Source organism: Polaromonas sp. P3_A5 (genome assembly GCF_056403055.1).
Genome location: NZ_JBFUGF010000001.1, coordinates 439,509 through 466,458, shown reverse-complemented (window position 1 = coordinate 466,458; position 26,950 = coordinate 439,509). Strand labels below are relative to the sequence as shown.

Sequence of the window (26,950 nt, the reverse complement as noted above, 5' to 3'; positions counted from 1 at the left end):
CCCCCAGCCGTGGCCGCCGCCCAACGAAAAACGGGCCTGGAAAACCAGGCCCGTTTGGCTTCAAGCCTGAAACATGCTCAGAAATGAATCCCGCGCATCATCTGCTGCATCGCCACCGCTTCGGCCGACAGCGTCGGTTTAGCGCTCTTGTCGCCCTTGGCAGCCGATGAGTCGGGGAACATACGGAAGCTGGTGTTCATGGCGATCTGGGCGATGCGTGGCACCAGCGCATGCATGAGCTGACCGGTGATGCCCAGGCGGGTGGCCACGCGAACCGGCTTGAAGATGCAGGCCTGCGCAATCATGTCGGCGGCCTCTTCAGGGGAGAGCGTGGGCACGTTGTTGTACAGGTTGGTCGGCGCAATCATCGGCGTGCGAACCAGCGGCATGTTGATGGTGGTAAAGCTGATGCCGACGTCGGCAAATTCACTGGATGCGCAGCGCGTCCAGGCGTCCAGCGCGGCCTTGGAGGCTACATAGGCCGAAAAGCGCGGCGCATTGGTCAGCACGCCGATGGAGCTGATGTTGACCACATGGCCCTTGCGCTTGGCCGCCATGCCGGGCAACAGCCCCATGGTCACGCGCAGGCAGCCAAAGTAATTGAGCTGCATGGTGCGCTCGTAATCGTGAAAACGGTCGTAGCTGGCCTCAATGGCGCGGCGGATGGAGCGGCCCGCGTTGTTGATGAGGAAGTCCACGCCGCCATGGTTGGCGATCAGTTCCTTGATGAAACGGTCGCAATCCACCATGTCGGCGATGTCGGCCGGGTAAGCCACGAAGTTATAGCCCTTGGCCTTGGCTTCCTTGCAGGCTTCGTCGAGCTTGTCCTGGTCGCGCCCGCAGATGATGGTGATGGCACCCGCATCGGCAAACTTGTGCGCCGCCGCCAGACCGATGCCGGATGAACCACCGGTGACCAGCACCACCTTGCCATTGACGGTGCCGCGCAGCGACCGGTCGATATGCAGGTCTGGATCCAGGTGGCGTTCCCAGTAATCCCAGAGGCGCCAGGCGTAGTCTTTCAGGTTGGGACATTCGATGTTCGAACCCTTGAGCGCAGCCATGGTGTCGCGGCAGTCAAAGCGGGTCGGGTAGTTGACAAACGTCAGCATGTCTTCCGGCAGGCCCAGGTCGGCCAGCACCGCATTGCGTACGCGGCGCACCGGCGCAAGTGCCATCAGGCTCTTTTTGACGCCGCGCGGAATGAAGCCCAGCAGGGCGGCATTCACGAACAGGTTCATCTTGGGCGCATGGGCCGCGCGGCTGAAGATGTCCAGCACATCACCGACGCGGTAACCCACCGGGTCCACCAGGTGAAAGCATTTTTTGGCAATGCCGGTTTTGTGGCTGAGGTGGTCCAGCGCATCGACAACAAAGTCGACCGGAACGATATTGACCCGCCCGCCTTCCAGCCCCACCGCCGGCATCCAGGGCGGCAGCAGCTGCCGCATGCGCTGGATCAGCTTGAAGAAGTAATAAGGCCCGTCGATCTTGTCCATTTCGCCGGTGGTGCTGTCGCCGACCACCATGGCGGGGCGAAACACCGTCCACGGAACCTTGCATTCCTTGCGCACGATTTTTTCGCTCTCGTGCTTGGTCATGAAATACGGGTGTTCGTAGTTTTCGGCCTCTTCGAACATGTCCTCGCGGAACACGCCTTCATAGAGGCCGGCAGCGGCGATGGAGCTCACATGGTGAAAGTGGCCGGCGTCAATCGCCTTGGCAAACTCCACCGTGTTGCGGGTGCCGTCAATGTTGACGGCCACCTGGCTTTCCTCGTCGGCGCTCAGGTCATACACGGCGGCGAGATGGTAAAAATGCCCGATCTCGCCCTTGAGTTTTTTGATGTCTTCACTGCTGACACCGAGCTTTTTGCTGGTCAGGTCGCCGTGCACGGCCACCGCACGGGCAGCAGGCACGCCCCAATACTCGCGCAGCGCCGCCACTTTGCCGGCGCTTTCCTTGCGGATCAGGAAATGAACGGTCGTTCCTTTTCGTTCCAGAAGTTTTTTTACCAGGCGCTTGCCAATGAAGCCTGTGGCCCCTGTAACGAAATAATGCATTTTGTGTTTCCTCCGCTGAACGGCCAAGTCAAAAAGTGATTCTTGCTTAAACGGCAGGACTCTCTATTCAGCAGAAACCCGCGCTCAGCCTGACTACACGTGCTTTTCCGTAGAGCCGCATGCCTAGAACCTGTTCACGGTTCTAGAACGCCGCACCTAAACGCCGCCGCGAGGAGGGCTTATATTTTCCCCATGCGTGCGGCATACTGCCCGCGAAGTTCCATAACCACAAACTGTCTGGAGTAAACCATGGTCAAGAAACTGCAAAAAATGAGCGCTGACAAGAAGTCCGGTCCACAGCTGTCCGGTGCCGTCAAGGAATCCGCCCAGCAAATCTGGCTGGCGGGCCTGGGCGCATTCTCGAAGGCGCAGGAAGAAGGCGGCAAAGTGTTTGAGACCCTGGTCAAGGAAGGCCTGTCCATCCAGCGCAAGACCCAGGCCGTGGCTGAAGGCAAAATTTCTGAAGCCACCAACAAGATGGCCAGCATGGCCACCGACATCCAGTCCAAGGCCGGCCACCAGTGGGACAAGCTGGAAAATATCTTTGAAGACCGCGTGGCCAAGGCCCTGAACAAACTCGGCGTGCCTTCGGCCAAAGACGTGGACGCCCTGATCGCACGCATTGACGAGCTCAACCGCAATGTGCAAAAAATGGGCGGCAAGCCAGCAGCCAAAACCGCAGCGGGAAAACCCGCAGCAAAAAAGGCGGCCCGCCCCGCGGCCAAACGCCCAGCCGCACGCAAATCGGCTTAAGCACGGCGGCCTCACAAGAAAAGGGACATGCCGTCCCTTTTTTTACGCCTGCGCGCAATCACCCAGCGCCCTGACTTTGCTGCAAAGCAGCAAATAGTTCCAGGGCCGCCGTCTACACTTTCCAGCCATGACCCAAGCGAAGCCCGCAAAAAATAAACGCCCTGCAAAACCGCGCATCGCCCTTGCGTTGTCGGGCGGTGGTCATCTAGCTGCTACGCAGCCAGCCGACCCGGCAAAGATGACGAAACGGTGCGCCGCCCGGTCGCGCATTGCTTTGGCACTCTCTGGCGGCGGCCCGTTGGGCGCCATCTACGAAATCGGTGCGCTGTGCGCGCTCGACGAATCCCTGCAGGGGCTTTCATTCACCGAACTGGACCACTATGTCGGCGTGTCAGCCGGCGGTTTTATCGCGGCGGGCCTTGCCAACGGCATGACGCCGCGCGAACTGTGTGCCGCCTTCATTGAAAACGGCGACCAGGCGTCGGAGGTGTTTGACCCGGCCTGGCTCATGGTGCCGGCCTATGGCGAATTTTTGCGGCGCGGCATCATGCTGCCCGGCCTGCTGGCGTCGGCGGCCTGGCGCGCCACCTTCGGGCGCAAGTCACTGGTCAATGCGCTGGAGGCGCTGGGCCCGGCCTTGCCCACCGGCGTTTTCTCCAATGACGAAATCGACACGCGCCTGACCGCATTGTTTTCCAAACCCGGCCGCACCAACGACTTTCGCCAGCTCCGCACACGGCTGACACTGGTCGCGACGAATCTTGACAGCGGGGACGCCGCGCCCTTCGGCCGCCCCGGCTGGGACCACGTGCCCATTTCCAAAGCCGTGCAGGCCAGCTCGGCCCTGCCGGGCCTGTTTCCGCCGGTGGAGATCGACAGCCACTACTACGTGGACGGCGCGCTGAAAAAGACCATGCACGCCGGCGTGGCACTGGACGACGGCGTTGACCTGATGTTTTGCCTGAACCCGCTGGTGCCCTTCAACGCCACCCGCGCACCCGCACTGGCCATGAACCAGCGCGTCATGCGCCGCGGCCTGCCGGCTGAAAAGCAGGCCATTCCGCGCATCGTGCACGGCGGCCTGCCCGCCGTGATGAGCCAGACCTTCCGCTCGATGATCCACTCGCGGCTGGAGCTCGGCATGAAGCACTACGCGCACGCCTATCCCGGCACTGACATCGTGCTGATGGAACCCGACGCCCGCGACACCGAGATGTTCCTGGCCAATACCTTCAGTTACCGGCAGCGCCGCGAGCTGGCCGAACACGCCTACCAGAACACCCGTCAAATGCTGCGCTCGCGCAAGACCACGCTGTCTGCCACGCTGGCGCGGCACGGCGTGTCGCTGAACCTGGACGTTCTGGAAGACCCCAGGCGCCACCTGGTGGCTGAAAGACCTGCCGCCACCCGTGTGGGCCGCGCCATTGCCTCGCTCGAAGATGTGATGGAAGATTTGAGCCACGCGCTGCGGCCCGCTGCACGCAAGCTGCCCGCGTCAGCCGGGGCTTAACCCAAAGGTTTGCCAAAGGTGCATGCCATGCCGTTCACCCTGTTGCAAACCGCCGTGCGGATTGATGGACTTCCCTAGTGTCGCCCGGGGAAACGCTGGGTTAGAGTAAAGAACAACACGAGGTAGACAACTTATGGCGAAAAAAGCGCCGCGCCGTACAGCAGAGCGGATCCTGGAGGTCACCCTGGACCTGTTCAACCGCTTTGGCGAGCCCAATGTGTCGACCACGCTGATCTCCGCCGAGCTCAGCATCAGCCCAGGCAACCTGTACTACCACTACCCCGCCAAAGACGAGCTCATCAACTCGCTGTTTGACCGCTACGAAAAATCCCTGAGCGAGCTGCTCAATGCCAGCGACGGCGTTCGCGACGTGGAAGACGCCTGGTTTTTCATGCATACGCTGTTCGAGCTGATCTGGCAGTACCGCTTTTTGTACCGCGACCTCAATGACCTGCTGAGCAAGAACCGCCGCCTCGAAACCCACTTCCAGTGGGTGCTCAAAAACAAGACCCGCGCCGTGAAAGCCCTGCTGGACGGCATGAGCCGCTCAGGCGCCGTGACGATTGATTCGCGCGAGGTCGAGGCCACGGCCACCAGCATGGTGGTGGTGCTCACTTACTGGCTGAGCTTTGAGTACGTGCGCGACCCACGCAACGCGCTGGAACCTGCCAACGCACAGGCCGCCCTGCTGCGCGGTGCGCACCACGTGCTCAACCTGCTGATTCCCTATCTTGAGCAAGGCCAGCGCGCGCATCTGCAGGCGCTGGTCGGGGCTTACAGCAACCCGGCTTGAATTCCGTCAAACTGCCGTCATTCATAACACCAACAATTTTTACCAAGGAGACAACACACATGGCCAAATGGACTGCCTTTCCCCACGCCGGCGACTACACATTTGATGCTGCCAGCCTGAAGAAGAGCTGGGCCCGACTGCACCAGGGCGACTGTGAGCCCCTGCCCAAGGATGCCGATGTATTGCAGGCCTGGGTGCTGTTTCATAACGGCGACTTCCAGAAAGCGGCTGAAGCCGGCGCCAAGGCCGGCGGCGACGGCATCACCGTGGCCAACAAGGCCACCAGCATGTACGCCACCTACCTGGAAACCAAGGAAAAAGCCAAGCTGGACATGTTCATGGAAGTGGCCGCACGCGCCGAAGCCCAGCAAAAAGCTGACCCGAAGAACGCCAACGCGTGGTACTGGCAGGCCTACGCGCTGGGCCGCTACAGCCAGGGCATCAGCGTGGCCAAGGCGCTGGCCCAAGGCCTCGGGACCAAGGTGAAGAATTCGCTGGAGCAAGCCATCAAGCTGTCGCCCAAGCACGCAGACGCGCACATTGCACTGGCGGCCTTCCATGCCGAGGTGATCGACAAGGTGGGCTCGCTGATCGGCGGCATGACCTATGGCGCCAAAAAAGACATCGGCCTGGCGCTCTACAAGGACGCGCTCAAGCTGCACCCGGGCTCGGCCATCGGCATGATCGAATACGCCAATGGCCTGGTCATGCTGGAAGGCGACAAGAGAATGAAGGAAGCCACCAAGCTGTACGAGCAGGCCGCAGCCAGCAAACCGCTGGACGCCACTGAACGGCTGGACGTGGAGATGGCCAAGGCCGAACTCGAAGACTGAGCCGGCAGCGAAGCCTTACTCAACACTCCCGGCAGGGCTCGCGCGTCGCAAGGCGCACGGGCCCTGCCTGTTTTTTGCTATGGTTTTGATAGCTACTTGCGCAAGTCAATATTGGGCTGGAGGCCAAATTGATGCTCAAAAACAGGTCGAAGTGGCCTTCAAACTGGTGCTTTGGAGCCGGTTTTGGCGATTTTCAGCATCGCAAAGCAGGTTTTGAGGCATCTTTTGAGTGCCAAACAGGGCTGAAAGGCATAGGGGTCTTGCGCAAGCAGCTATCAAAACCATAGCGCCCACGTGGGCCGGCCTGCGTCAGGCGCCGGGCCAGACCGGCTCAAGCCCTCACACCGGCCGTGCCGCATCCACCCAAGGCTTGCCCCGGTACCACGCATGCCGGGCCAGCCGCAGCATGGGCTTGTCGCCGGAGGTATCGCCGTAGGCATACAGGGTGACGCCGTCCAGCGCTGTTTCCCCATAGCGCGCCAGCGCCCAGGCCTGCAGTCGCAGCACCTTCTGCTCGCCATGGCAGTTGGGGGTGCTCATGCGACCAGTGAGGCGGCCGGTGAGATGCCCGTCCTCACCCTCGCCCACCACTTCCATTTCCGTGCAGAGCAGCGCGTCAAACCCCAGCTGCCGCGCCACCACCTGCAGGTAGATGTCGGGCGACGCGCTGACCATGACGCAGCAATGCCCGGCCTCGCGGTGCCAGGCCAGGCGTGCCATGGCGTCCTCACGCAGCTGGCCGGGAAAATCGTGGGCCAGCCAGCGGGCCGTCCAGCCCTCCATCTCGGCCAGGCTGCGGCCGGCCAGCGTGGCCTGCATCAGCCGGCCCTTGGCGACGTGGTTGGGCACCAGGCGCAGCGCATAACCGGCCAGCCAGGGGAAACAGCGGAGCAAGGCCCCCAGGAACCGCGGCCAGCCCAGGCCGCGCGCCAGGAAGGGCATGAAGGTGTCGCGCCGGGTCAGCGTGCCGTCGAAGTCAAAGGCGGCAACGACAGGGCCGGCCCCGGCAGCGATCACCTCGTGCATCGCACCTGCCCGCAGTAGCGCACGCAGAACGGGCAGCCCGTCATCGGCAGCCACGAAGGGATGTTGAAGTAGCGCTTGAAAATCGTGCCCAGCACACCTTCGCGGTAGGCCTGGTATTTAAAGCCCATGCCTTCAACCGCGTAGAAGGGCACGCCGTCCTGCTCGAAGCTGAGCACACGCACCGACTCGAAGTAAGGCGCAAACTCTTCCAGTTTCGGCTTGTCGGCAACGATGACACGCACCGTCTTGCCCTGGTAGAGCGAAAAGTCGACCAGCATGTCGTCCTGGCGCGCATGGAACTTGCCGACGCCGAACACCGGCATGTATTCGCGGCGTTCGAAACCGAAAATCGACGCGGGCGTATAGGCCTCGCCCATCAGCACCACGCCGGGCACGGTGACCTGCTGCAGCATTTCGGCGGTCTTGTAGCTGCGGATGATCTGCGGATAAAGCTTGGTCGTTTTCCAGGTATCCAGCGACGTCATGTACAGCCCGGCCACCGCCAGCACATGCAGGCCGGCAAACACGGCCAGCCCCTTGGCGCAGGCCTTGAGCCTGTCAGCCGGCAAGGCAAACGCCAAAAAGGCGAAGCCAAAAGGGTAAAACGACAGCACCCAATGCAGGCCAATCACCTTCTTGCCTGACAGCAGCGCAAAAAACAGCAGCGGCACCACCACCAGGCAGGCCAGCAGGCGCTGGTTCCGTGCGGCGGCCATCAGCGCATCACGGTAGCGCACAGCCATCCACACCGCCACGGGCGTGATCAGGTAGACCATCATGCCGATGTAAGTCAGCGGCTTGCGCCATTCGAACACCGCGTCTTCATTGCGGTTGTAGACGTTGAACATGATGTTCGACCAGCCGTGCGACATGTTGTAGGTGATGTTGATCGCCGGGCCGGGCAAGGCACACAGCACCAGCAGCGCAAAACCCGCGAGCCGCTCACGCCGGTACAACACGAAGTAAACGAAGTAGGTGAAGCCAAGCACCACCGAGAAATACTTCGACAGAAAGGCACAGCCCAGGAAAAGGCCCGACAGGGCGTAGAGGCCGTAAGCGGCGCGGTCCAGCTGCGCCCGTCGCTCGGCGCGCATCAGCGCGGCCACCGACAGTGCCGACCAGAAAATCAGCGGTGTGTCGGTGGTGATCAGGACGTTAAGCCAGTTCAGCGGCGCCAGCCAGAAAAACAGCACGGCCCAGGCAGCGCGCACCTTGCCCGCCGGCTTGAGGGCCCACCAAAGCGCCCCGCCCAGAGCCAGCGGCAGCAGCACGATGGGCAGGCGTATCGACCAGAGGCTGTCGCCCAGCGTGGCGCGCATCAGCGCGATCAGCCAACCCACCATGGGCGGGTGGTCTGAATACCCCCACGCGGGGTACACCCCCCACCAATAGAAAAAGGCCTCGTCACCGGTGACCGGAAAGGTGACGGCGATCCAGAACCGCAGCAGCAGTGACAGAAGGCCGGCGGCCAGCAGCCAGCGGCTCAGCGAAACGGGAAAAGCGGCGGTGTCTTGGTTCTGGGGCATGAAAACTAGGGGAACGGGTAGGTCTGGCGGCTTTGCATGGTGCGGGGAAGGCCAGGAAAGAAGGCCCGCAGGGGCTAGCGAAAACTGATTTCCTTGCGGATGGCCGCACTATAAAGCAAGGCCACCACGCCAATGGCGACGGCCAGCCACAGGGTCAGCAGCCGCACCAGCACCGTGATGGAAAGGGCTGCAGCCGGTGTGGCGCCCTGTGCCACCAGCAGGCCGGTCAGCACGGCTTCGGTGCCGCCCAGGCCCGCCGGCAAGGCAGACAGCGCACCGGCCACCATGGCGGTCGCGTAAAACCCGGTGGCCGTCAGCAGGCCGAGGGGGACATTCATCTCGCGGCATACCAGCCAGACCGCGACGCCCTGGGCTGCCCAGGCCGCGAACGTCAGGCCAAACCAGAGCAGCGGACGCACCGCCAGGCACAACCAGGCTTCCTGCAGCCAGGCAAAGCGCAGGAACAGCCGTGCGCGGTGCTTGAACAGCAGGCCCAGCACCAACGCCAGCAGCAGGGCTGCGGCAGCCAGCAGCCCGGCCAGCCAGGCGGGTGATGCCGGCATCGCGCCATGGTTCAGGCCCCACCACACGGCGGGCAAACACAGCAGCAACAGGCACAGCAAATCGGCCAGCCGCTCGGCGCCGAAGATGGCCAGGCTTTGCGCGGTGCCTAGCGGGCGCTGGGCCAGCATCAGGCCGCGCACCGCTTCACCCACATTGCCCGGCGTGGGCGTGAAGGCATAACCGGCCAGGTAGAGCCTCAGCCCCTGCAGCCAGCCGAAATGGCGCCCGAAGTGGGCCATCCAGAGCCGCCAACGGAGGCCTCGCAGCAAATAGTTGAGCAGGCAAAGGCCTGCTGCCTGGGCGCCCGTCCACGACCACAGCAACGCGAGCGAGGCCCTGGGGCTGTCACCCCAGATCAGCAGCACGGCCGCATAAGCCGTGGCTACCACGCCGAGCACCAGCAACAGCTGCTTGAACGGCAAGGTACCGCGCGCGGGCGGCGGAGCGCCCTCGGGAATCACAGGCGGCGGCTCAGGAAAATGGCCAGCCAGAGCGCGCCGGCCGCCAGGATCCACGGGTCCCGCAGCATGTCACGCGCCACGTCTTCGCCGCGGCCGCGGTGCACCTGGTAGGTGTAGCGCAGCATGCCGAAAATGACCACCGGCACGGTGTAGAGCAGGCGCTCGCCATGCTGCAGCTGCGCCTCGGGGCTGGTGGCAAACAGGCTGTAGGTGGTGAGCGTGGCTGTCATGGTCGCGGCCATAAAGGTGTCGAGCAGGGCCGCCGGGTAGTGCGCCAGCACGGCGCGCTGGCTGGCTTCTTCATGAAAAGTTTCGGCCTTGCGTTTGGAAAAACCGAGGAACAGGGCCACAAAAATGCCGGTGAGCAGCAGCCAGCGCGAAGGCGGAATCCCCACCGCCACGGTGCCGGCAAGCAGGCGCAGCATGAAGCCCGAGGCAATGATGGACACATCGACCACCGGCACCTGCTTGAGCCGCCACGAATACGCCAGGTTCAGCACCGTGTACAGGCCCAGCAGCACCAGCAGCGTGCGGTTGCCCGCGGCCAGCAGCAGGCCCGCCATCAGCAACAGGACCGCCAGCACCAGCGCCACCGGGGCAGCCACTGCGCCGCTGGCCAGCGGCCGGTGGCGCTTGGTGGGGTGCAGGGCGTCGCTCGCGCGGTCATGCCAGTCGTTGATGATGTAGACCATGCTTGAGAGGCAGCAGAACGCCGCAAAGGCGTAGAAGACGCGCAGGTCCAGCGCGGTGTCCTGCCAGTTCTGGCTGAACACCAGGCCGGCAAACACAAAGGCGTTTTTGAGCCACTGGTGCGGCCGCATGAGCCGTATCAGCGCAAGCGGGGAAGAGGACGAAGAAGGGGACAAGGAAGACATCAGGATGGGCAAAAACGCCCCGGAGGAAAGCGACGTTGAAGCATACCTGACAGGACCGGCTCCAGATATCCGGGAATGCGGCCAAAATAGGCGATGGATTCCGCGCCTTCCTCCTCCATCTTCCCGGGCCCCACCTTGATCCCATCCCCTTCGCTTCCTCCCGTGTCCCCCCGCGCCCTGCAACTGGTCCAGACCCTGGTCCGCATGAACACGGTCAGCGACAACAGCAACCTGGCGCTGATTCATTTCGTGCGCGACGAGCTGCAAAAGCTCGGCGTTGCCAGCCGCATCACCACCAATGCAGACAAAACCAAGGCCAACCTGTTTGCCACGCTGGGCGAAGGCAAACCGGCCGGCATCATCCTGTCAGGCCACACCGACACGGTGCCCTGGGACAACCAGGACTGGACGCTGGACCCGCTGTCGGCCACGGTCAGCGATGGCAGGCTGTATGGCCGTGGCAGCTGCGACATGAAGGGCTTTATTGGCCTGGCACTGGCCCACGCCGGAGATTTTTTGAACAGCCAGGCGCCTTTTGCGGTGCACCTGGCGCTGAGCTACGACGAGGAAGTCGGCTGCATGGGCGTGAAGGAACTGATTGCCGACATGAAGGACGCGGGCATCAAGCCGCTCGCCTGCATCGTGGGCGAACCGACGAGCATGGTGCCGGCCACCGCGCACAAGGGCGTGTACCGCTACAAATGCTGCGTGCGCGGCAAGGAGGCGCACTCCTCGCTCACGCCGCAATCCGTCAACGCCATCGAGATGGCGGCGCGTGTCGTCGGCAAGCTGCGCGACATGGCCGACGGCTTTGAAGCGAACGAGCCGCGCTATGAAGGCTTCGATGTGCCCTTCAGCACCGCCAGCGTCGGCCAGTTCCACGGCGGCATTGCCGACAACGTGGTGCCGCGCGACGCGGAGTTCCGCTACGAATTCCGCAACCTGCCTACGGCGGATGCAGTTTTAATGCAAAAAGAGCTTGTAGCCTATGCGGAACTTGCGCAACCAGCTATGAAAAAGATAGCGCCCGACGCCGGTTTCAGCTTTGAGACGATTTGTGAAGTACCGGCCTTTCTCGGCTCCGCCGGCGATGCGGTGACCCAACTGGCGCAGCGCCTGGCCGGCACACGAGAGACCACGCTGGTCGCTTTCGGCACCGAAGCAGGCCTGTTCAAAAACGCCGGCATTCCCACGGTAGTGTGCGGGCCCGGCAGCATCAACCAGGCGCACCAGCCCGACGAGTTTGTGAGCCTGGAACAGCTCGCGCGCTGCGAGGATTTCATGCGCGGGTTGGTCGCTACGCGCCAAATTGCCTGATCGAACGGACTTCGCTAGTGGGCGGGTTTTCGCGCGGGCCACCGTGGAACCGGCTTTGCCGGGCCACTAGTGGCGCCCCCTTGAGGGGGAGGCGGCCGCAGGCCGCTTCGGGGGGGAGTCAGTACTTCAGGTCCTGATTCGGCCGTCGCCCGTCAGCATCGACAGCTCCACGAAGTGGGACGCCACATGGTCGGTCGGCGAGAACGTCACGGAAAACCCGCCGAGCGACTGGGTGCCGATGGCTTCCAGGCCGGAAATCAGCGAATCACGGCTCATCTTGGGGCCGCCGCGCTTGAGGCCGTCCACCAGAATCCTGGCAGCCACATAGCCTTCCATGCTGGAGAAATTGACCTTCGCGTCCTTGCCGGCCGCCTTCACCGCATCGGTAAACTCGCGCACAATCGGCCGCGCTCCGTTGTAGGGCGAAGGCATGACCTGCGACACCACCACGCCTGCGCCTTCCTTGCCCAGCTCGTCGGCCAGCGCCTGCGTGCCGACAAACGACACGTTGTAGAACGTGCCGCCGTAGCCGGCCTTGCGGGCTTCGCGGATGAAAGCTGCGCAGGCCTTGTAAGCACCGATCTGCACCACCGCATCGGGGCCCGCGGCCACCAGCGTGGTGACGGCCTTGGCCACGTCCACCGTGTTGCGCTCGACCGTCGCCTGCGCCACCGGCTTCAGGTTCTGAGCACCCAGAGCCAGCGTGACGCCGTCCAGCCCGGCCTTGCCGTAGGCATCGTTCTGGTAGAACACGGCGATTTTCTTCAGCCCCAGGGCAGTCAGCTGTTTGACGATAAGGCCGGTTTCGTCGTTGTAGGACGCGCGCACATGGAAGACATTTTTGTTGAAAGGTTCACGCAAAGCCATGGCACCGGTGAACGGCGCGATGAACGGAACCTTGTCCTTGATGGCCAGCGGCAGAGCAGCGATGCTGGTGGGGGTGCCGATGTAGCCAAACAATGCAAACACCTCATCCTCGATCAGCTTGCGGGTGTTTTCGGCGCAGCGAGCAGGTTCATAGCCGTCGTCGAGGTTGCGGATTTCAATCAGGCGCTTGTTGACGCCGCCCTGTTCGTTGACCTGGTCGAAGTACACCTTCGCGCCCTGGTAGAACTGGATGCCCAACTGCGCAGCCGGGCCGGTGAAAGGCGCTGACTGGCCCAGGATGATCTTGTCGGTCTGGGCATGCGCGATGTTGAAACCCGCGAGCACGGAAGCGCCGGCAGCGGTGGAAAAGGTTCTGCGAGTAATGTTCATGACGCTATCTTCGCAACAAAAATTTACAAACGGTTTGATTTGTAAAAACTAAGTTACAAATACGTGAGATAGGTCACTACTTTAGCGGAAGCCAGCAACGCAACAGCCGGTAATTTGTCACCTTTTGCATCATCCAACCCACAACACTCGCCAATTTCCGCTATCTCACTCTTCCTATTCCCGCACCCGTCCGGTGGCATCGATCAGGCTGAGTTCCACCAGTTTGGAGCCCACGCGGTCCCCGTCAAAGTGCACCCGAAAACCGCCCAGGTTCAACTCCTGCATGGTGTCCAGTGCCTTGCGCAGTTTGACGCGGGTCGGGTCCTTTCCGGCCTTGCGCAGGGCTTCGACATACGTCCAGGCAGCGATGTAGCCTTCGAGCATGTACACATTGGGTTTGCCCAGTTTGGCCGCTGTAGCGTCGGCCTGCAGTTCACGGACCAGGACGCTCTTGGCGTTGTCCGACTTGGGTGTGACGCGCACCACCACCACACCGGCACCGGCCGCACCCAGCTGCTCGGCCAACAGGCTTTCGCCAGTGCTGGAAAAGCCGTAGATGGGCCCGCGAAATCCCTTGGCGCGCAAATCGCGTATCGCGCTGGCGGCGCCGGCAGCGTCGCTGATGACCAGTACGGATTCAGGCTTCTTGCCCAGAATCTGTTCAACGCTCGCGGCCACACTGCCGCCCGAGAGGGCCGACTTGGCCACCAGGTTGGCGCCCAGCCCGCCCATGGTGCGCTCGGCTGAATCCAGTGCCGCCAGCGATTCGGCATCCTTGCCGTGCAGTATGGCCAGCTTGCGCATGCCCAGGGTTTCGGCGTGCCGCGTGATCATGGCAGCTTCTTCCGAATAACCGGGCCGGACCGAATACACGTTGGGATAGAGCGAGCCGCGCAGTTCGTCGGCGCCGGCCATGGGGGCGAACAGCAAAATGTCGGTGTCTTTCAGCAGCGGGTTGACGGCCGTGACCTGTGGCGAGCCGTAGTAGCCGAAGAGCGAAAACACCTTCTGATCCAGCAGCTTGCGGGTGTTGGCCGCGGCGGTATCGGGGTTGCCCGCATCGTCCAGCGTCGTCAGTTCGATCTTGCGGCCGTTGACGCCACCGCCGGCATTGACGTGGTCGAAGTAAAGGCGCGCGCCTTGGGCAAACGGCACAGCCAGTGTGCTGCCGGGCCCCGTCATGGCCAGTGACTGCCCCAGCGTTACAGCGGTTTTGCTGATGCCGTCCTCGGCATACACCCACGGCGCCATCAGGGCGACCAGTGCCGCTACCATGGTGATCCTGACCAGCGCGCGGAATGACTGCATTCCTGTTTTTGTTGTCATGTTGTCTCCTCATCCCCGGGGGCCGGTATGGCTGTCAATATAAAGTTGAACCATGAGCAATACCATCAGCATCTCCCCTAGGACCGAGGTCAAACCTGACACCGGGCTGAAGCCTGCGGCCGTACAGGTGCTGGGTGCCTGCCCGCACGACTGCCCCGACACCTGCTCGCTGCTGACCACAGTGGAGGACGGCGTGGCCATCCGCGTGCAGGGCAACCCGGACCATCCGCATACCGGCGGCGTGCTGTGCAACAAGGTGTCGCGTTACACCGAACGCACCTACCATCCGGAGCGCCTGCTGAGCCCGCTCAAGCGCAGCGGCCCGAAAGGCAGCGGACAGTTCGAGCCGGTGAGCTGGGAAGCGGCGCTGGCCGACATTGCGGCCCGCCTCAAGCCCATCGCCGCACGCAATCCCGAAGCGATCGTTCCTTACAGCTATGCCGGCACCATGGGCCAGGTGCAGGGCGAAAGCATGGCGGGCCGGTTTTTCAACCAACTCGGTGCGTCATTCCTGGACCGCACCATCTGCTCATCAGCCGGCGGCGAGGCCCTGACGCAAACACTGGGCGGCAAGGTCGGCATGCGGGTGGAGTTTTTTGCCGAATCGAAGCTCATCATCATCTGGGGCAGCAACTCCATCGGCAGCAACCTGCACTTCTGGCGTTACGCACAACAAGCCAAGCGCGACGGCGCAAAACTTGTCTGCATCGATCCGCGAAAAAGCGAAACCGCCGAGAAATGCCATGAGCACATCTCGCTGCTGCCGGGTACCGACGCCGCCCTGGCGCTGGCCCTGATGCACGAGCTGATCACCCACGACTGGCTCGACCACGACTACATTGCGCAGCACACGCTGGGCTGGCAAAGCCCGGACGGCGGGCTGCGCGAGCGCGCGCTGCAGTGGCCCCCCGAACGTGCAGCCGCGGTCTGCGGCGTGCCGGCGGAACAGATCCGCTCGCTGGCGCGCGATTATGGCGAATGCTTTGTCAAAAAACAGCCCGCAGCGATCCGCCTGAACTACGGCATGCAGCGCGTTCACGGCGGCGGCAATGCGGCGCGTGCCATTGCCTGCCTGCCCGCGCTGACGGGCGCGTGGCGGCATCGCGCCGGTGGCGTGCTGCTCAGCAGCTCGGGGCTCTTTCCCGTCGACAAAGCCGCCCTGCAGCGGCCCGACCTGCTGCAGGGCCGCCAGCCGCGCACCATCAACATGAGCACCATCGGCAACGCCTTGCTCGAAGCTGCATCGCCTCAATTTGGCCCGAAGATCGAGGCGCTGATCGTCTACAACAGCAACCCGGTGGCAGTGGCGCCGGAATCCGGAAAAGTGGTTCGGGGCTTCGCGCGTGAAGACCTCTTCACTGTCGTGCTTGAGCACTTCCAGACCGACACGGCCGACTACGCCGACTACATCCTGCCGGCCACCACACAGCTGGAGCATTGGGATATGCATGCCTCCTATGGCCACACCGACGTGCTGCTGAATCGCCCCGCTATCGCGCCCATGGGCCAGGCCAAACCCAATACGCAGATCTTTCGCGAGCTGGCCGCCCACATGGGCTTTACCGACCCCTGCTTTGCCGACAACGATGAGCAGCTGTGCCGCGCCACGTTTGGCGACAAGGTGGACTTTGGGCAATTGCTGGACACGGGCTTTGCCACGCTGGCGCAGCCCGATGCGCCGTTTGCCACCGGCAACTTCCCCACCGCCTCCGGGCGCTGCGAGTTCTTCAGTGCGCGCCTCGCGGCCACCGGCGCCGACGGCCTGCCCGGCCACGTGCCCAATTACGAAGCAGCCAACACATCCGACCAGTTCCCGCTGGCCATGATCTCACCGCCCGCGCGCAACTTCCTCAACTCCACCTTCGTCAACGTGAAAAGCCTGCGCGATATGGAAACCGAACCGGTGCTGGAGATTCATGCGGACGATGCCGCTGCACGCGGCATCACCACGGGCGCGGTCGTCAAGGTGTTCAACCAGCGCGGCGAGTACCGGGTCAAGGCTGAAGTCTCCACGCGGGCACGCCCCGGCGTGGTCAACGGCCTGGGCATCTGGTGGCGCAAGCTGGGCCTGGACGGCACCAACGTGAACCAGCTCACCAGCCAGCACCTGACCGACATGGGCCGCGGCCCCGTCTTTTACGATTGCCTGGTGCAGGTGCAGCGCGACGCTGAAACAGCCTGAGGCACGGTGAGCCGAACGCGCGCCAAGACACTGACCGGCCTGGCTGCTGCGCTGGCCGCAGCCGCGTTATGCCTCACGGGGTGTGCTGACCTGGGTTACTACTGGCAGTCCGTCAGCGGCCACATGCAGATGCTCAACGCCGCCCGGCCGGTGGACGACTGGCTCGGCGAAGCGCAAACATCGGCCTCATTAAAAAGCCGGCTGGAACTGTCGCAGCGCATCCGCAGCTTTGCGGTGACCGAGCTGAAACTGCCGGACAACGCCAGCTACCGCCGCTATGCCGACCTGCGCCGCAGCGCCGTGGTCTGGAACGTGGTGGCGGCGCCGGCGTTTTCACTCACGCTCAAAACCTGGTGCTTCCCGGTCACAGGTTGTGTCGGCTACCGCGGCTACTTCAACGAGGCCGACGCGCGCGCCGAAGCGGCGCGGCTCAAGGCCGAAGGCCTGGAAGCCAGCGTTTACGGCGTGCCCGCGTATTCCACACTGGGCTGGATGAACTGGGCCGGCGGCGACCCCTTGCTCAACACCTTCATCGGCTACCCTGAGGGGGAACTCGCCCGGCTGATCTTTCATGAACTGTCCCATCAGGTGGTGTATGCGCCGGGTGACATGATGTTCAATGAATCGTTTGCCACTGCCGTCGAGCGCCTGGGCAGCGAGCGCTGGCTGGCCACGCAAGCCGGTGACGACGCACGCAAGGCCTACGCCGTATTTGACGGCCGGCGCCGGCAGTTCCGCGCGCTGGCACTGGCCACGCGCCGCGAATTGGCCGCAATTTATGATCAAAAAGATGCCGCAGCCCAATCAGAACCTGCGCAAATAGCTAGCAAAATGATAGCGCACCAGCGCTTTCGCGACGCCTATGCTGAACTCAAGGCATCATGGGGCGGCTTTGCCGGCTACGACCAGTGGGTGGCGAACGCCAACAATGCCTCGTTTGGCGCACAGGCCGCGTACGACGAACTGGTACCGGGCTTTGAAGCGCTGTTCGAACGCGAGGGCCGCGACTGGCAACGGTTTTATGATGCGGTCAAAAAGCTGTCCCGGCTACCCAAGGACGAACGGCGCAAGGCACTTGAACACAACATGGTGAACCTTGCGCAGGCACACAGTCACCAACGCAAGGCCGGACAGCCCAAAGAGTAGTTCAGCCTGGGCAGCGTCCCAGCACATGCGGCGAGGGGCGTATCTATAGGCTTACACGCACATGATCGTGAGGCGGTGTCCCTGATGTTCCGTATGTTCGACGACTTTCCAGCCGAGCCGGGCATACAAGGCTTCGCTGTTCGGCGTAAACAGGTAGACCTTGTCTTTGCCCATGCCGGCGGCCTCCCGAACCACATGCCGGACCAGCGCCGACCCAATCCCCTTGTTCCTGTGCTCGGACGCGACATAAACGCTGGACAACCAAGGCGATAAGTGGGAATGGGTAATCGTTTGCGGCAGCAGGCTTGCCGACCCCAGAAGCCGGCCTTCGCAGACCGCCACAAAGGTCATCGGCAACGCGCCCTTCTGCGCGGATGCCTTCAGCCTCTGCGTGCGCTGCTCACCCGTAACCGATGTATTGAGATAGCCGAATTGCGCCTGGTGCCACACGGCCAGCGCCGCGAGATGCTGCGGGTGGTCGGCAAGATGGCCAATGCACACAGGAGATGCTGCGTGCCTCATGCCAGTTGAACCCAGGCAGCAACAGACATGGGCGGCACGGTCACAGTGTGCTCGTCGCGGCCCGCCAATTCCCGGGCCAGCAACGCGTCGACATCGTGATGATCCGCATCAGCACGCCCGAGCTTTCGAGCCATGGGTGTGACCGACCTGACCGCCTCCAGAGGCAGTTCGATTGAACGTGCACCATACTGAAGAGGTGCTGATGTCTGCACCTGCACACTGCCGTAGCGCGTCAAAATACTTGGGAGCCTTGCTGCCATGTACGGATTGATGCCTGCGTCCAGCATGACATCGCCTATGAACACAATCGCCTCATGTGTTTCTGGCGATGCAGGCGGCCAGATGCTGCTGTGTACGCCGCGGAAAAAATCCATTTCCAGAAACGCCATCGCTCCTCCCGGCCGGACCCAATTGGCCACGCGTGCAACAGCAGCCTCGGGACTTGCGATGTACAGCAGGAAGTACCGCCCAACCACAGCGTCAAACATCCGGGGTGGCTCAAAATCGTCCAGATCAGCCAAAACAAACTTCACATTCTGAAAACCCGAATCAGCGATGCGCAACGCAGCGGCATCAAGCTGGGCCGGGTCCCGGTCCACCGCCGTCACTTCGCCGCCGGGCCCCACACGGCTTGCCAGCAACAAGGTCATATCACCGCTTCCACAGCCCAGTTCCAGGACCTGGGACCCAGGCTGTACGCCGGCCCCTGTCAACAGGTTCTCGGTAAGCGGCAGTATCGCCAGCCCCTGCATTTTCAACCTGTCGCGCTCTTTTTCACTGCTGTGCAGCGGGTAGCTTTTCATCCTTCATGGATCCTTTTTTTGGTTGTCATGTCGTTCCAGAGCTGCGGCAAAGTGCCCGCACGGGATGCCCCAATCGGTCAGGCATACATCGTCGATGTGACGCCAGCAACGTGATTCTCGAAAGAGCAGTATCCAGCCCCTGCAAGGCTCTGCACAGTGTGTGAACTACGGTATCCAGAGATCTCGGCCCGGTAGGCAATACCGTAGCCAAGCCGACTCTCTGACCACGACCGGGCTAGAAAATCCCGTATTGCGCGGCCCGGTGCGCAGCTTCAGCCCGCGTCTTGCTACCCAGGGCTTTCAAGGCAGCGCTCACATGCATTTCAACCGTACGAGGACTCAGGGATAGTGTGCGTGCGATCTGTTTGTCGGTCTGTCCTTGCGCTACCTGCCTCAGCACCTCGGCTTGGCGCACTGTCAGCCGGAAAGCAGGTGCCACAGCGCCCTCGTTGCCGGCGAGAAATTCAAGCACGGTATCGCGCACCCCGGGCCATGCCGGCTCCTCCACCAAAGGGATGTTGTTGTGCGAGTCAATCGGAACGAAGCGTGCGGCAGGAATGAGTGTGGCCAGTCTTTGCCCTTCGTCTATCGGATACAAAATGTCTCGGCGGGCGTGTAGAACCAGGCATGCAGTGTCAATCCGCTTCGCACTTTCGCTGAGATCAAGGTCATAGAACGCCCGGACGCTCTGCGCAGCGATGGCGCCGTTCATGCGCTGGCTGACGATTCGATCATGGGCCTCAAGTTGCCCGGCCGAGGCGTCCGGGAGAAATTGTGCCGTGAATATGCGCCGGAAAGACACCGCAAACTCGCTTCGCCCATCCAGTCCGGATTCATACACCTGCAACGCCGCCATGGCATCGTCCCGTTGCGCGGGAGTCAGTTCACGCCGCAAACGCCCGCGAACGGCCCCTCCATAGATAACCAGGCGCGTCAACCGGGCAGGATGGCGGGCGGCATACTCGATTGCCGCATACGCCCCCGTACACACCGCCACCATGGCAAAGCGCGTCAGACCCGCTGCATTGACGACCGCCTCAATGTCTTCCACCCAGGCATCCAGGGACATGCGCTCAGGTTTTCGCTCCGAAAGCCCACAGCCCCGCATATCGAGCCTGATCACGGTGTGGCGGGCGGCCAGCGCGTCCATCCAGTGCCTGCTCGCGGGTCCAGGCGATGTCAGGTCGTTGTCGGTGTACTGCAGGGTGACCCATACGACTGGTGGCCCGCAGCCAGTTGCAGTGAAAGCGATGGCCGTTCCATCGGCGCTTTTGCAAAAATGAATGGAATTTGGATTCTTCAAAAGAGGGGGCTGTTGCAAATTTGTCTGACAACGCACGGGTAGATGGGGGTGCGTCAACAGTGCTCAGTATCACATCACAACGCAGTGTCTTGAACAGGGCCGAAAGCGTAGCCCGCTTTGAAATACTGCCTGAACGAAACGTCGGCACCGGTAAGCGTTTTATGATGCAGTCAAACGGCTGGCCCGGCTGCCAAAGACGAACGGCACAAGGCGCTTCAAATCAACAACACGGAGACCACCAATGGCTGACATCCAGATCCAGCGCGAACACACCCTGGGCCTTGCGGAGGCGCGCAAGATCGCCTTCAAATGGGCCGAGCAGGCCGAAGAAAAATTCGACATGGAATGCACCTACGAACAGGGCAAGGACGAAGACCTGGTCAGCTTTACCCGCTCGGGTGTCAGCGGCACGCTGACCGTCACCAAGGACCGCTTCGATCTCCAGGCCAAGCTGGGTTTCCTGCTCGGCGCCTTCAAGGACAGGATCGAGGACGAAATCGTGAAAAACCTGGACACCCTGATCGCGAAAAAGCCTGCGGCCAAAAAAGCCACCGCCAAAAAGAAAGCGGCCTGAGTTTTCAGGCTCATTTCCCCGTGAGCTACAACCTCGCCCGGTTTGACCTGGTGTCGGTGCGCCTGGCGGTGGCCTGCGCCCAGACAGGCAGCCTGACGGCCGCTGCACGCGATTCGCACCTGGCGCTGGCTGCCGCCAGCCGGCGCATCCGGGAGCTTGAGGACGCCCTGGGCGACGCGCTGTTCGAACGCCATCCACGCGGGCTACTCCCCACGGCGGCGGGCCGCGTCTTCGTCAAACACGGGCTCACGCTGCTGCAGACCATGGAACAGTTGGGCGGCGAACTGGCCGACCTGCGGCGCGGCATCGCGCGCCACATCCGCCTGTGCGCGAGTAGCGCCGCCATCAGCCAGTTTTTGCCGCCCTTGCTGGCGCGCTATGGCGAGCTGCATCCGCAGGTGCATATCGACCTGGAAGAGCAGGTGTCGGAAGCCGTGGCGGCCACTCTGCGCGAAGGCCGGGCCGATGTGGCGGTATTTGTGGAAGGGCCCGACACCACAGGGCTGGACACGCGTCTCTTTCGCGAAGACGAGCTGGTGCTGATCCTGCCGGCCGGCCACACGCTGGCAGGCAAAACGCCGCTGGCCTTTGTCGATGCGCTCGACGAAGAATGGATCAGCCTGACCGCCGGCGCCGCCATGCTGCAAAAGCAGCAGCAAGCCGCGCTGGCCGCCAACCGACCGCTGAAGCTGCGCATGCAGGTGCGCAGCTTTGACGCCGTCTGCCACATGGTGGCCTCCGGCCTGGGCGTCGCCATCCTGCCCAAGGCCGCGACGCTACCCATGGTCAAAAGCATGAAGCTCAGCTGGCGGCCGCTGGCCGACGCCTGGGCCCAGCGCCGCCTGCTGACGGCCACCATGGCGGGCCAGTCAGATGCGGGGATTGCATCGCTGGTGGATTTTCTTACCCCGCTTTCGCAAAACGCGAAACCTAAAGCCCTAAAACGGAAATAGACGGAGCCGGACCGCGGCGGCACACTGCCGCCCATGCCCTCCCCTGAAAAATCCCTCGCGGCTTCTACCCACGCTCCCGGCCAGGGCCCGCTCACCGGGCTCAAAGTGCTGGAACTCGGCCAGCTGATTGCCGGGCCTTTTGCCGCCAAGACGCTGGCGGACTTCGGCGCCGACATCATCAAGGTCGAAACGCCGGGCACGGGCGACCCGCTGCGCAAATGGCGCCTGCTGAAAGACGGCACTTCCGTGTGGTGGCAGGTGCAGTCGCGCAACAAGCGCTCGGTGGCGCTGGATTTGAAGAGTCCTGAAGCGCAGGCCATCGTGCGCCAGCTCGCGCTTGACGCCGACGTGCTGATCGAGAACTTCCGCCCGGGCGCCATGGAAGGCTGGGGCCTGGGACCCGACGAATTGCTGGCGCTGAACCCACGACTCATCATGCTTCGCATCAGCGGCTACGGCCAGACCGGCCCTTACCGCGACAAGCCGGGCTTCGGCGTGGTGGCCGAGGCCATGAGCGGCCTGCGCCACCTGACGGCCGAGCCGGGCCGTGTGCCGGTGCGCGTCGGCGTGAGCATTGGTGACACGCTGGCCGCGCTGCACGGCGTGATCGGCATCCTGCTGGCGATGCAGGAACGCCAGCGCTCCGGCAAAGGCCAGGTGATTGACGTGGCGCTTTATGAAGCGGTGTTCAACTGCATGGAAAGCCTGCTGCCTGAATACAGCGCCTTTGGCGCGGTGCGCGGCGCGGCCGGCAGCGCCCTGCCCGGCATTGCGCCCAGCAACGCTTATCTGTGCAAGGACGGCGGCTATGCGCTGGTGGCCGGCAACGGCGACAGCATCTTTAAACGGCTGATGGCCACCATAGGCCGCAGCGATCTCGGCAACGACCCGGCGCTGGCCGATAACGCGGGCCGCGTGGCGCGCGTGGCCGAGATCGATGCGGCCATCGGCCAATGGACGTTGAATCTCACAGTAGACGAGGTGCTGGCGGCGCTCGACAAGGTCTCGGTGCCCGCCGGCCGCATCTACACCGTGGCCGATATCGTTGCTGACCCGCACTACCAGGCGCGCGGCATGCTCGATGAAGTAAAGATGGACGACGGAAGCCTGCTGGCCGTTCCCGGCATCGTGCCCAAGCTTTCGCGCACGCCGGGCGGGCACCGCCGAAATGCGCCGCAGGTGGGGCAAGACACCGATGCGGTGCTGCGCGAGATCGGGCTTTCAATCGAACAGATTCAGGCGCTCAAGGACAAAGGCATCGTGGCTGGAAAGGATGTCAAATCGTGAACACCCTGAAACGTGAAGTGCGCCGCGCCGGGCCGCCCCAAGCAAGCATAGCCCCCTCGGGGGGCAGCGTATTACACGAAGTGAAAAGCGTGGGGGTCAAGATCCATTTCAACGAGGTCGCCACGCGTGACGGCTTCCAGATCGAGCCGAACTTCATCCCAACCGATGACAAGGTCGCGCTGGTCGATGCCCTCAGCGTATGCGGCTACGCCAAGATCGAAGTGACATCGTTTACCTCGCCCAAGGCCATCCCCATGCTGCGCGATGCCGAAGAGGTGATGGGCCGCATACGCCGTGTGCCCGGCGTGGAGTACACCGTGCTGGTGCCCAACCTGCGCGGGGCGGAGCGAGCGCTGGAGTCGCGGGCCGACGAACTCAACCTGGTGATGTCGGTATCGGAAACCCACAACCTGGCCAACCTGCGCATGCCCCGCGAGAAAAGCTTTGCCGCGCTCTCTGATGTCATTCGCCATGTTGACGGCCGCACGCCCATCAACATTTCGCTGTCGTGCTGCTTCGGCTGCCCGATGGAAGGCGAAGTGGTCGAGGACGAAGTGCTGCGCTGGAGCGATCGCTTCGCCGCCTTCGGCGCAGACCGCGTGCGCGGCCTCACGATCTGCGACACCACCGGCATGGCCCACCCGGCTCAAGTCGGCCGCATGGTGGAGGCGCTACAACAACGCTTTGAAGGCCTGCAGCTGACCTTGCACTTTCACAACACGCGCGGCATGGGCCTGGCCAACGTGCTGGCGGCCGTGCAGGGCGGCATTACGCGGTTTGACGGCTCGCTGGGTGGCCTGGGCGGCTGCCCCTACGCGCCCGGTGCCAGCGGCAACATCAGCAGCGAAGACGCGGTACACATGCTGCATGCGATGGGTTACGACACCGGTATGGACCTTGAAAAGCTGCTTGCGGTGGCGCGGCAAATGCCCGGCATCGTCGGCCATGACGTGCCTGGGCAGGTGGCCAAGGCCGGCCGGATTACCGATTTGCATGAGCCACCGCCTTATGTGGCCGAGCTAAGGGCCGCCTCGGCATGATTCGGCAACTGGATCACCTGGTGCTGACCACCTCGGACGAAGCCCCCTGCGTGGACTTCTACACCCGCGTGCTGGGCATGACGCTGGAAACCTTCACCGGCGGCACACCACCTGTAGAGCGCAAGGCCTTCAAGTTCGGCAAGCAGAAGATCAACCTGCATGTCAAAGGGCGCGAGTTTGAACCCAGAGCCCACCTGCCGGTGCCCGGCGCTCTGGACCTGTGCTTTCTGGCCGGTGTCCCGCTTGCTGACGTGATCACCCATCTCGAGCGGGAGCGCTGTCCAATCATTGAAGGCCCCGTGCTGCGTACCGGCGCCACACAAAAGATCCGCTCGGTCTATGTGCGCGACCCCGACCTGAATTTGATAGAGATTTCCGAACCCGCCTGAAACAGCATCCCAAAACTACAACCGGAGACAACGACATGAGACAACGTAATTTCTTCCACCATCTCGCCATCCTGGCAGGGGCGATGACCGGTCTGGCAATACTGCCTGCCGCGGCGCAGCAGGCCTATCCCGGCCGCCCGGTCACCGTCATCGTTCCGCAGGCGGCGGGCGGCGCCAACGATGCCATTGCGCGCATCGTGTCCCAAAAGCTCGGCGAAATCATGGGCCAGACCTTTCTGGTTGATAACCGGCCCGGCGCGGGCGGTAATGTCGGCACCGCCCAGGTGGCCAAAGCCAGGCCCGACGGCTACACCCTGCTGCTGACGACCAACAGCGCGCACGTCATCAATCCCGCCATCTACAAAAGCACCGGTTTCGACCCCGTGAAGGATTTCGAGCCGGTCGGCCTGGTGGCCAACGCCGGCTATGTGCTGGTTGCCAACTCGGCCTTTCCCGCCAATTCGGTGGTCGAGCTGATTGCCCAGGCAAAAGCCAGCCCCGGCCAGATCAGCTATGCCTCGGCCGGCAACGGCACGCTGAACCACCTGATCGGCGAAATGTTCAAGCGGGCGGCCGGCGTGGACATGCTGCACGTTCCCTACAAGGCTTCGGCTGCCGCAGCCACCGATGTTGCCGGCGGACAGATTCCGGTGTCGGTGCAGAGCCTGCCGTCGGCGCTGCCCTTCCTGCAGTCCGGAAAAATCAAGGTGCTTGGCGTGGTGAACGAAAAGCGTCTGGCCTCCTTGCCCAATGCGCCGACGATTGGCGAAACCCTGCCAGGCTTCGGCTCGACACCATGGTATGGGCTGTTGGCGCCCGCCGGTACGCCCAGGGAAGTCATCGTCAAGCTGCAGGCCGCCCTTGAAAAGACCCTGGCCAGCAAGGACGTGGCGGACAAGCTCGCGGCACAAGGCTGCGACGTGATGACCGCCAGCCCAGCGCAGTTTGCTGCGTTGATCCAGGGCGACCTGCCGCGCTGGAACAAGATCGTCAAGGACTCTGGCGCCCGCATCGACTGATCCACCGCCCTTCAGCCAAAATCTGGTCGGACATTGCCCGGCCTGAGCCACCCTTCCCCGAAAAAATACTATCCGGAGACAACCATGACCCTTATTTCCCGCAGAACCCTCATGACCGTCGCCAGCCTGAGCACGGCCGCATGGCTCAACCCGGTGCGTGCGCAGCTCGCCGGCAAACCCATCACACTCATTGTGCCCACAGCGGCCGGTGGCACCACCGACATTGCGGCACGCATGCTGGCCGAGCCCTTGGGCAGGATTCTGCAAACCTCGGTGGTCGTGGACAACCGCGGCGGCGGCAACGGCAACATCGCCGGCCAGATGGTCGCGCGAGGCCCGGCCGATGGCACCAGCCTGCTGGTGCAGTACTCGGGCTACCAATGCATCACGCCGCTGATCCAGCCGGTGCCTGGCTTTGACCCGGCGACCAACCTCAAGCCGCTAGGCCATTTGATTGACGCGCCGCAGCTGCTGGTGGTACGCGGCAACTTTCCCGCCGACAACTTTGTGGACTTCATCAAGTACGTCAAGGCCAACCCAGGCAAGGTCAACTATGCATCCAGCGGCAACGGCTCGCTGCAGCATGTGACGACCGAGCTGCTCAAGGACCTGACCAAGACTTTCATGGTGCACATCCCCTACCGCGGTACGGGCCCGGCGCTTAACGACCTGCTGGCCGGCACGGTGGACTTCACCATCACCACACCGCCGCCGCTGCTGCCGCACATCCGCGCAGGCAAGCTCAAGGCGCTGATGGTGACCGGCCGCACGCGCCTGGCCGCGCAACCCAATGTGCCGACCGCTATCGAGACGGGTGTGCCGCTGGTGGCATCGTCGTGGTTCGCGGTCTACGGGCCGACGGGACTGTCCGCCGACCTGCAAGGCCGACTCTCGCTGGCCATCAAGCAGGTGGTGGAATCGGAAGGCTTCAGGAAGCGCGCCGAAGAGCAAGGCGCGAAAGCGGTTGTGATGAGCGGCGCCGAGCTGGCTACCCTGGGTGACAACGAGCGCAAGATGTGGGACCGGATCGTGAAACTGGCGAACATTAAAGCCGACTGAAGTCTTTAACAGCCAGCAAAAAGCGGCACAGCCCCGGTGCAAATTGCGCCAGGGCTGTGCCGCTTTTTTGTGGAAGAGAGTCTTAGCTCAGATCGGCGATCAAATCGATGTACTGCTGCATCGCGTCATCCTGCGAGGTGCCCTTGAGGTTGTTCCAGGCGTCCCACTTGGCACGTGCGACCATGTCGCCGAAGCCGGGCTTTTTCTCGGCGTTGTCGCCGATGCTGCCCTGCTTGTAGAGCGCATAAATCTTCAGCAGCGTGGCGTTGTCAGGGCGCTCGCTGAGGTTTTTCGAATCGGCCATGGCTTTGTCGAAGGCGGCTTTCAGGTCTGACATGAAGAATCTCCGTTTTTAGAAGTGGGTCACCA

General features: G+C 62.9%; 25 protein-coding genes. 14 read left to right on the top strand and 11 right to left on the bottom strand.

Features of this window, described 5'->3' with window-relative positions:
• Positions 1 to 77: 77 nt before the first annotated feature.
• Positions 78 to 2,063, bottom strand: coding sequence for an SDR family oxidoreductase (locus AC1DU8_RS02250; protein ID WP_457281246.1), 1,986 nt, complete (start codon positions 2,061 to 2,063; stop codon positions 78 to 80).
• A gap of 249 nt (positions 2,064 to 2,312) precedes the next feature.
• Here AC1DU8_RS02250 and AC1DU8_RS02245 point away from each other — a divergent pair, with 249 nt between their 5' ends.
• The 4 genes from AC1DU8_RS02245 (at position 2,313) to AC1DU8_RS02230 (ending at position 5,952) form a co-directional block, all read left to right on the top strand.
• Entirely contained in the window at positions 2,313 to 2,816 is a 504-nt protein-coding gene (locus tag AC1DU8_RS02245; protein ID WP_477726390.1) for a phasin family protein, read from the top strand.
• A 238-nt stretch (positions 2,817 to 3,054) separates the two neighbouring features.
• Complete coding sequence (locus AC1DU8_RS02240; protein ID WP_477726389.1) at positions 3,055 to 4,326, top strand: patatin-like phospholipase family protein; 1,272 nt, start codon at positions 3,055 to 3,057, stop codon at positions 4,324 to 4,326.
• A 133-nt stretch (positions 4,327 to 4,459) separates the two neighbouring features.
• On the top strand, positions 4,460 to 5,119 hold the full coding sequence (locus AC1DU8_RS02235; protein WP_477666536.1) for a TetR/AcrR family transcriptional regulator: 660 nt from the start codon (positions 4,460 to 4,462) through the stop codon (positions 5,117 to 5,119).
• Between the two features lie 59 nt (positions 5,120 to 5,178).
• Entirely contained in the window at positions 5,179 to 5,952 is a 774-nt protein-coding gene (locus AC1DU8_RS02230; protein ID WP_477666535.1) for a tetratricopeptide repeat protein, read from the top strand.
• Positions 5,953 to 6,291: 339 nt separating this feature from the next.
• On the opposite strand, the gene AC1DU8_RS02225 is transcribed toward AC1DU8_RS02230, so the two are convergent.
• The 4 genes from AC1DU8_RS02225 to AC1DU8_RS02210 form a co-directional block, all read right to left on the bottom strand.
• Positions 6,292 to 6,978, bottom strand: coding sequence for an HAD-IB family hydrolase (locus tag AC1DU8_RS02225; protein WP_477726388.1), 687 nt, complete (start codon positions 6,976 to 6,978; stop codon positions 6,292 to 6,294).
• Positions 6,966 to 8,504: an ArnT family glycosyltransferase gene (locus tag AC1DU8_RS02220; protein WP_457281251.1), complete on the bottom strand. Its 1,539-nt coding sequence runs from the start codon at positions 8,502 to 8,504 to the stop codon at positions 6,966 to 6,968. The genes AC1DU8_RS02225 and AC1DU8_RS02220 overlap by 13 nt, the downstream gene beginning before the upstream one ends.
• 74 nt (positions 8,505 to 8,578) lie before the next feature.
• Positions 8,579 to 9,529 (bottom strand): lysylphosphatidylglycerol synthase transmembrane domain-containing protein, encoded by a 951-nt coding sequence (locus AC1DU8_RS02215; RefSeq protein ID WP_477666532.1) that lies wholly within the window; start codon positions 9,527 to 9,529, stop codon positions 8,579 to 8,581.
• Positions 9,526 to 10,404 carry a decaprenyl-phosphate phosphoribosyltransferase gene (locus AC1DU8_RS02210; RefSeq protein WP_477666531.1) on the bottom strand — a complete coding sequence of 293 codons (879 nt, stop codon included), beginning with the start codon at positions 10,402 to 10,404 and terminating at the stop codon, positions 9,526 to 9,528. Before AC1DU8_RS02210 ends, AC1DU8_RS02215 begins: the two co-directional genes overlap by 4 nt.
• Before the next feature lie 162 nt (positions 10,405 to 10,566).
• Here AC1DU8_RS02210 and argE point away from each other — a divergent pair, with 162 nt between their 5' ends.
• Positions 10,567 to 11,721, top strand: a complete 1,155-nt coding sequence (argE, locus tag AC1DU8_RS02205) for an acetylornithine deacetylase (RefSeq protein WP_457281254.1) — start codon at positions 10,567 to 10,569, stop codon at positions 11,719 to 11,721.
• Positions 11,722 to 11,847: 126 nt separating this feature from the next.
• Here argE and AC1DU8_RS02200 read toward each other — a convergent pair whose 3' ends face one another.
• Positions 11,848 to 12,978: an ABC transporter substrate-binding protein gene (locus AC1DU8_RS02200; protein WP_457281255.1), complete on the bottom strand. Its 1,131-nt coding sequence runs from the start codon at positions 12,976 to 12,978 to the stop codon at positions 11,848 to 11,850.
• A 174-nt stretch (positions 12,979 to 13,152) separates the two neighbouring features.
• On the bottom strand, positions 13,153 to 14,304 hold the full coding sequence (locus AC1DU8_RS02195) for an ABC transporter substrate-binding protein (RefSeq protein ID WP_457281256.1): 1,152 nt from the start codon (positions 14,302 to 14,304) through the stop codon (positions 13,153 to 13,155).
• Between the two features lie 52 nt (positions 14,305 to 14,356).
• Here AC1DU8_RS02195 and AC1DU8_RS02190 point away from each other — a divergent pair, with 52 nt between their 5' ends.
• Both AC1DU8_RS02190 and AC1DU8_RS02185 read left to right on the top strand, forming a co-directional pair.
• A complete protein-coding gene (locus AC1DU8_RS02190; protein ID WP_477726387.1) occupies positions 14,357 to 16,486 on the top strand; it encodes a molybdopterin-containing oxidoreductase family protein in 2,130 nt (709 codons plus the stop codon).
• A 6-nt stretch (positions 16,487 to 16,492) separates the two neighbouring features.
• On the top strand, positions 16,493 to 17,632 hold the full coding sequence (locus AC1DU8_RS02185) for an aminopeptidase (RefSeq protein WP_457281258.1): 1,140 nt from the start codon (positions 16,493 to 16,495) through the stop codon (positions 17,630 to 17,632).
• A gap of 51 nt (positions 17,633 to 17,683) precedes the next feature.
• Here AC1DU8_RS02185 and AC1DU8_RS02180 read toward each other — a convergent pair whose 3' ends face one another.
• From AC1DU8_RS02180 to AC1DU8_RS02170, 3 genes are all read right to left on the bottom strand, one after another.
• Entirely contained in the window at positions 17,684 to 18,154 is a 471-nt protein-coding gene (locus AC1DU8_RS02180; protein ID WP_477726386.1) for a GNAT family N-acetyltransferase, read from the bottom strand.
• The gene (locus AC1DU8_RS02175; RefSeq protein WP_457281260.1) at positions 18,151 to 18,957 is read right to left on the bottom strand and encodes a class I SAM-dependent methyltransferase; all 807 of its coding nucleotides are present in this window, start codon (positions 18,955 to 18,957) and stop codon (positions 18,151 to 18,153) included. Before AC1DU8_RS02175 ends, AC1DU8_RS02180 begins: the two co-directional genes overlap by 4 nt.
• Before the next feature lie 235 nt (positions 18,958 to 19,192).
• On the bottom strand, positions 19,193 to 20,107 hold the full coding sequence (locus AC1DU8_RS02170) for an alpha/beta fold hydrolase (RefSeq protein ID WP_477666527.1): 915 nt from the start codon (positions 20,105 to 20,107) through the stop codon (positions 19,193 to 19,195).
• Positions 20,108 to 20,501: 394 nt separating this feature from the next.
• Between AC1DU8_RS02170 and AC1DU8_RS02165 the strand changes: the two genes are divergently transcribed.
• The 7 genes from AC1DU8_RS02165 to AC1DU8_RS02135 all read left to right on the top strand — a co-directional run bounded on the left by AC1DU8_RS02165 (position 20,502) and on the right by AC1DU8_RS02135 (position 26,581).
• Positions 20,502 to 20,834: a polyhydroxyalkanoic acid system family protein gene (locus AC1DU8_RS02165; protein ID WP_477726385.1), complete on the top strand. Its 333-nt coding sequence runs from the start codon at positions 20,502 to 20,504 to the stop codon at positions 20,832 to 20,834.
• Between the two features lie 20 nt (positions 20,835 to 20,854).
• Complete coding sequence (locus tag AC1DU8_RS02160; protein ID WP_477701667.1) at positions 20,855 to 21,787, top strand: LysR family transcriptional regulator; 933 nt, start codon at positions 20,855 to 20,857, stop codon at positions 21,785 to 21,787.
• A 33-nt stretch (positions 21,788 to 21,820) separates the two neighbouring features.
• Complete coding sequence (locus AC1DU8_RS02155) at positions 21,821 to 23,074, top strand: CaiB/BaiF CoA transferase family protein (protein ID WP_477726384.1); 1,254 nt, start codon at positions 21,821 to 21,823, stop codon at positions 23,072 to 23,074.
• Between the two features lie 89 nt (positions 23,075 to 23,163).
• Positions 23,164 to 24,114, top strand: coding sequence for a hydroxymethylglutaryl-CoA lyase (locus AC1DU8_RS02150; RefSeq protein ID WP_457281650.1), 951 nt, complete (start codon positions 23,164 to 23,166; stop codon positions 24,112 to 24,114).
• Positions 24,111 to 24,503 carry a VOC family protein gene (locus AC1DU8_RS02145; protein WP_457281264.1) on the top strand — a complete coding sequence of 131 codons (393 nt, stop codon included), beginning with the start codon at positions 24,111 to 24,113 and terminating at the stop codon, positions 24,501 to 24,503. The genes AC1DU8_RS02150 and AC1DU8_RS02145 overlap by 4 nt, the downstream gene beginning before the upstream one ends.
• Before the next feature lie 35 nt (positions 24,504 to 24,538).
• Entirely contained in the window at positions 24,539 to 25,522 is a 984-nt protein-coding gene (locus AC1DU8_RS02140; protein ID WP_457281265.1) for a Bug family tripartite tricarboxylate transporter substrate binding protein, read from the top strand.
• Between the two features lie 84 nt (positions 25,523 to 25,606).
• A complete protein-coding gene (locus AC1DU8_RS02135) occupies positions 25,607 to 26,581 on the top strand; it encodes a Bug family tripartite tricarboxylate transporter substrate binding protein (RefSeq protein ID WP_457281266.1) in 975 nt (324 codons plus the stop codon).
• 82 nt (positions 26,582 to 26,663) lie between these two features.
• Here AC1DU8_RS02135 and AC1DU8_RS02130 read toward each other — a convergent pair whose 3' ends face one another.
• Positions 26,664 to 26,918, bottom strand: a complete 255-nt coding sequence (locus AC1DU8_RS02130) for an acyl-CoA-binding protein (RefSeq protein WP_457281267.1) — start codon at positions 26,916 to 26,918, stop codon at positions 26,664 to 26,666.
• Between the last annotated feature and the right edge of the window lie 32 nt (positions 26,919 to 26,950).

Excerpts from the sequence above, each read along its gene's own strand:
- AC1DU8_RS02250 (WP_457281246.1), bottom strand. The coding sequence starts at position 2,063 with ATGCATTATTTCGTTACAGGGGCCACAGGCTTCATTGGCAAGCGCCTG.
- AC1DU8_RS02245 (WP_477726390.1), top strand. The coding sequence starts at position 2,313 with ATGGTCAAGAAACTGCAAAAAATGAGCGCTGACAAGAAGTCCGGTCCA.
- AC1DU8_RS02240 (WP_477726389.1), top strand. The coding sequence starts at position 3,055 with ATGACGAAACGGTGCGCCGCCCGGTCGCGCATTGCTTTGGCACTCTCT.
- AC1DU8_RS02235 (WP_477666536.1), top strand. The coding sequence starts at position 4,460 with ATGGCGAAAAAAGCGCCGCGCCGTACAGCAGAGCGGATCCTGGAGGTC.
- AC1DU8_RS02230 (WP_477666535.1), top strand. The coding sequence starts at position 5,179 with ATGGCCAAATGGACTGCCTTTCCCCACGCCGGCGACTACACATTTGAT.
- AC1DU8_RS02225 (WP_477726388.1), bottom strand. The coding sequence starts at position 6,978 with ATGCACGAGGTGATCGCTGCCGGGGCCGGCCCTGTCGTTGCCGCCTTT.
- AC1DU8_RS02220 (WP_457281251.1), bottom strand. The coding sequence starts at position 8,504 with ATGCCCCAGAACCAAGACACCGCCGCTTTTCCCGTTTCGCTGAGCCGC.
- AC1DU8_RS02210 (WP_477666531.1), bottom strand. The coding sequence starts at position 10,404 with ATGTCTTCCTTGTCCCCTTCTTCGTCCTCTTCCCCGCTTGCGCTGATA.
- AC1DU8_RS02200 (WP_457281255.1), bottom strand. The coding sequence starts at position 12,978 with ATGAACATTACTCGCAGAACCTTTTCCACCGCTGCCGGCGCTTCCGTG.
- AC1DU8_RS02195 (WP_457281256.1), bottom strand. The coding sequence starts at position 14,304 with ATGACAACAAAAACAGGAATGCAGTCATTCCGCGCGCTGGTCAGGATC.
- AC1DU8_RS02190 (WP_477726387.1), top strand. The coding sequence starts at position 14,357 with ATGAGCAATACCATCAGCATCTCCCCTAGGACCGAGGTCAAACCTGAC.
- AC1DU8_RS02180 (WP_477726386.1), bottom strand. The coding sequence starts at position 18,154 with ATGAGGCACGCAGCATCTCCTGTGTGCATTGGCCATCTTGCCGACCAC.
- AC1DU8_RS02175 (WP_457281260.1), bottom strand. The coding sequence starts at position 18,957 with ATGAAAAGCTACCCGCTGCACAGCAGTGAAAAAGAGCGCGACAGGTTG.
- AC1DU8_RS02170 (WP_477666527.1), bottom strand. The coding sequence starts at position 20,107 with ATGGACGCGCTGGCCGCCCGCCACACCGTGATCAGGCTCGATATGCGG.
- AC1DU8_RS02165 (WP_477726385.1), top strand. The coding sequence starts at position 20,502 with ATGGCTGACATCCAGATCCAGCGCGAACACACCCTGGGCCTTGCGGAG.
- AC1DU8_RS02155 (WP_477726384.1), top strand. The coding sequence starts at position 21,821 with ATGCCCTCCCCTGAAAAATCCCTCGCGGCTTCTACCCACGCTCCCGGC.
- AC1DU8_RS02145 (WP_457281264.1), top strand. The coding sequence starts at position 24,111 with ATGATTCGGCAACTGGATCACCTGGTGCTGACCACCTCGGACGAAGCC.
- AC1DU8_RS02140 (WP_457281265.1), top strand. The coding sequence starts at position 24,539 with ATGAGACAACGTAATTTCTTCCACCATCTCGCCATCCTGGCAGGGGCG.
- AC1DU8_RS02135 (WP_457281266.1), top strand. The coding sequence starts at position 25,607 with ATGACCCTTATTTCCCGCAGAACCCTCATGACCGTCGCCAGCCTGAGC.
- AC1DU8_RS02130 (WP_457281267.1), bottom strand. The coding sequence starts at position 26,918 with ATGTCAGACCTGAAAGCCGCCTTCGACAAAGCCATGGCCGATTCGAAA.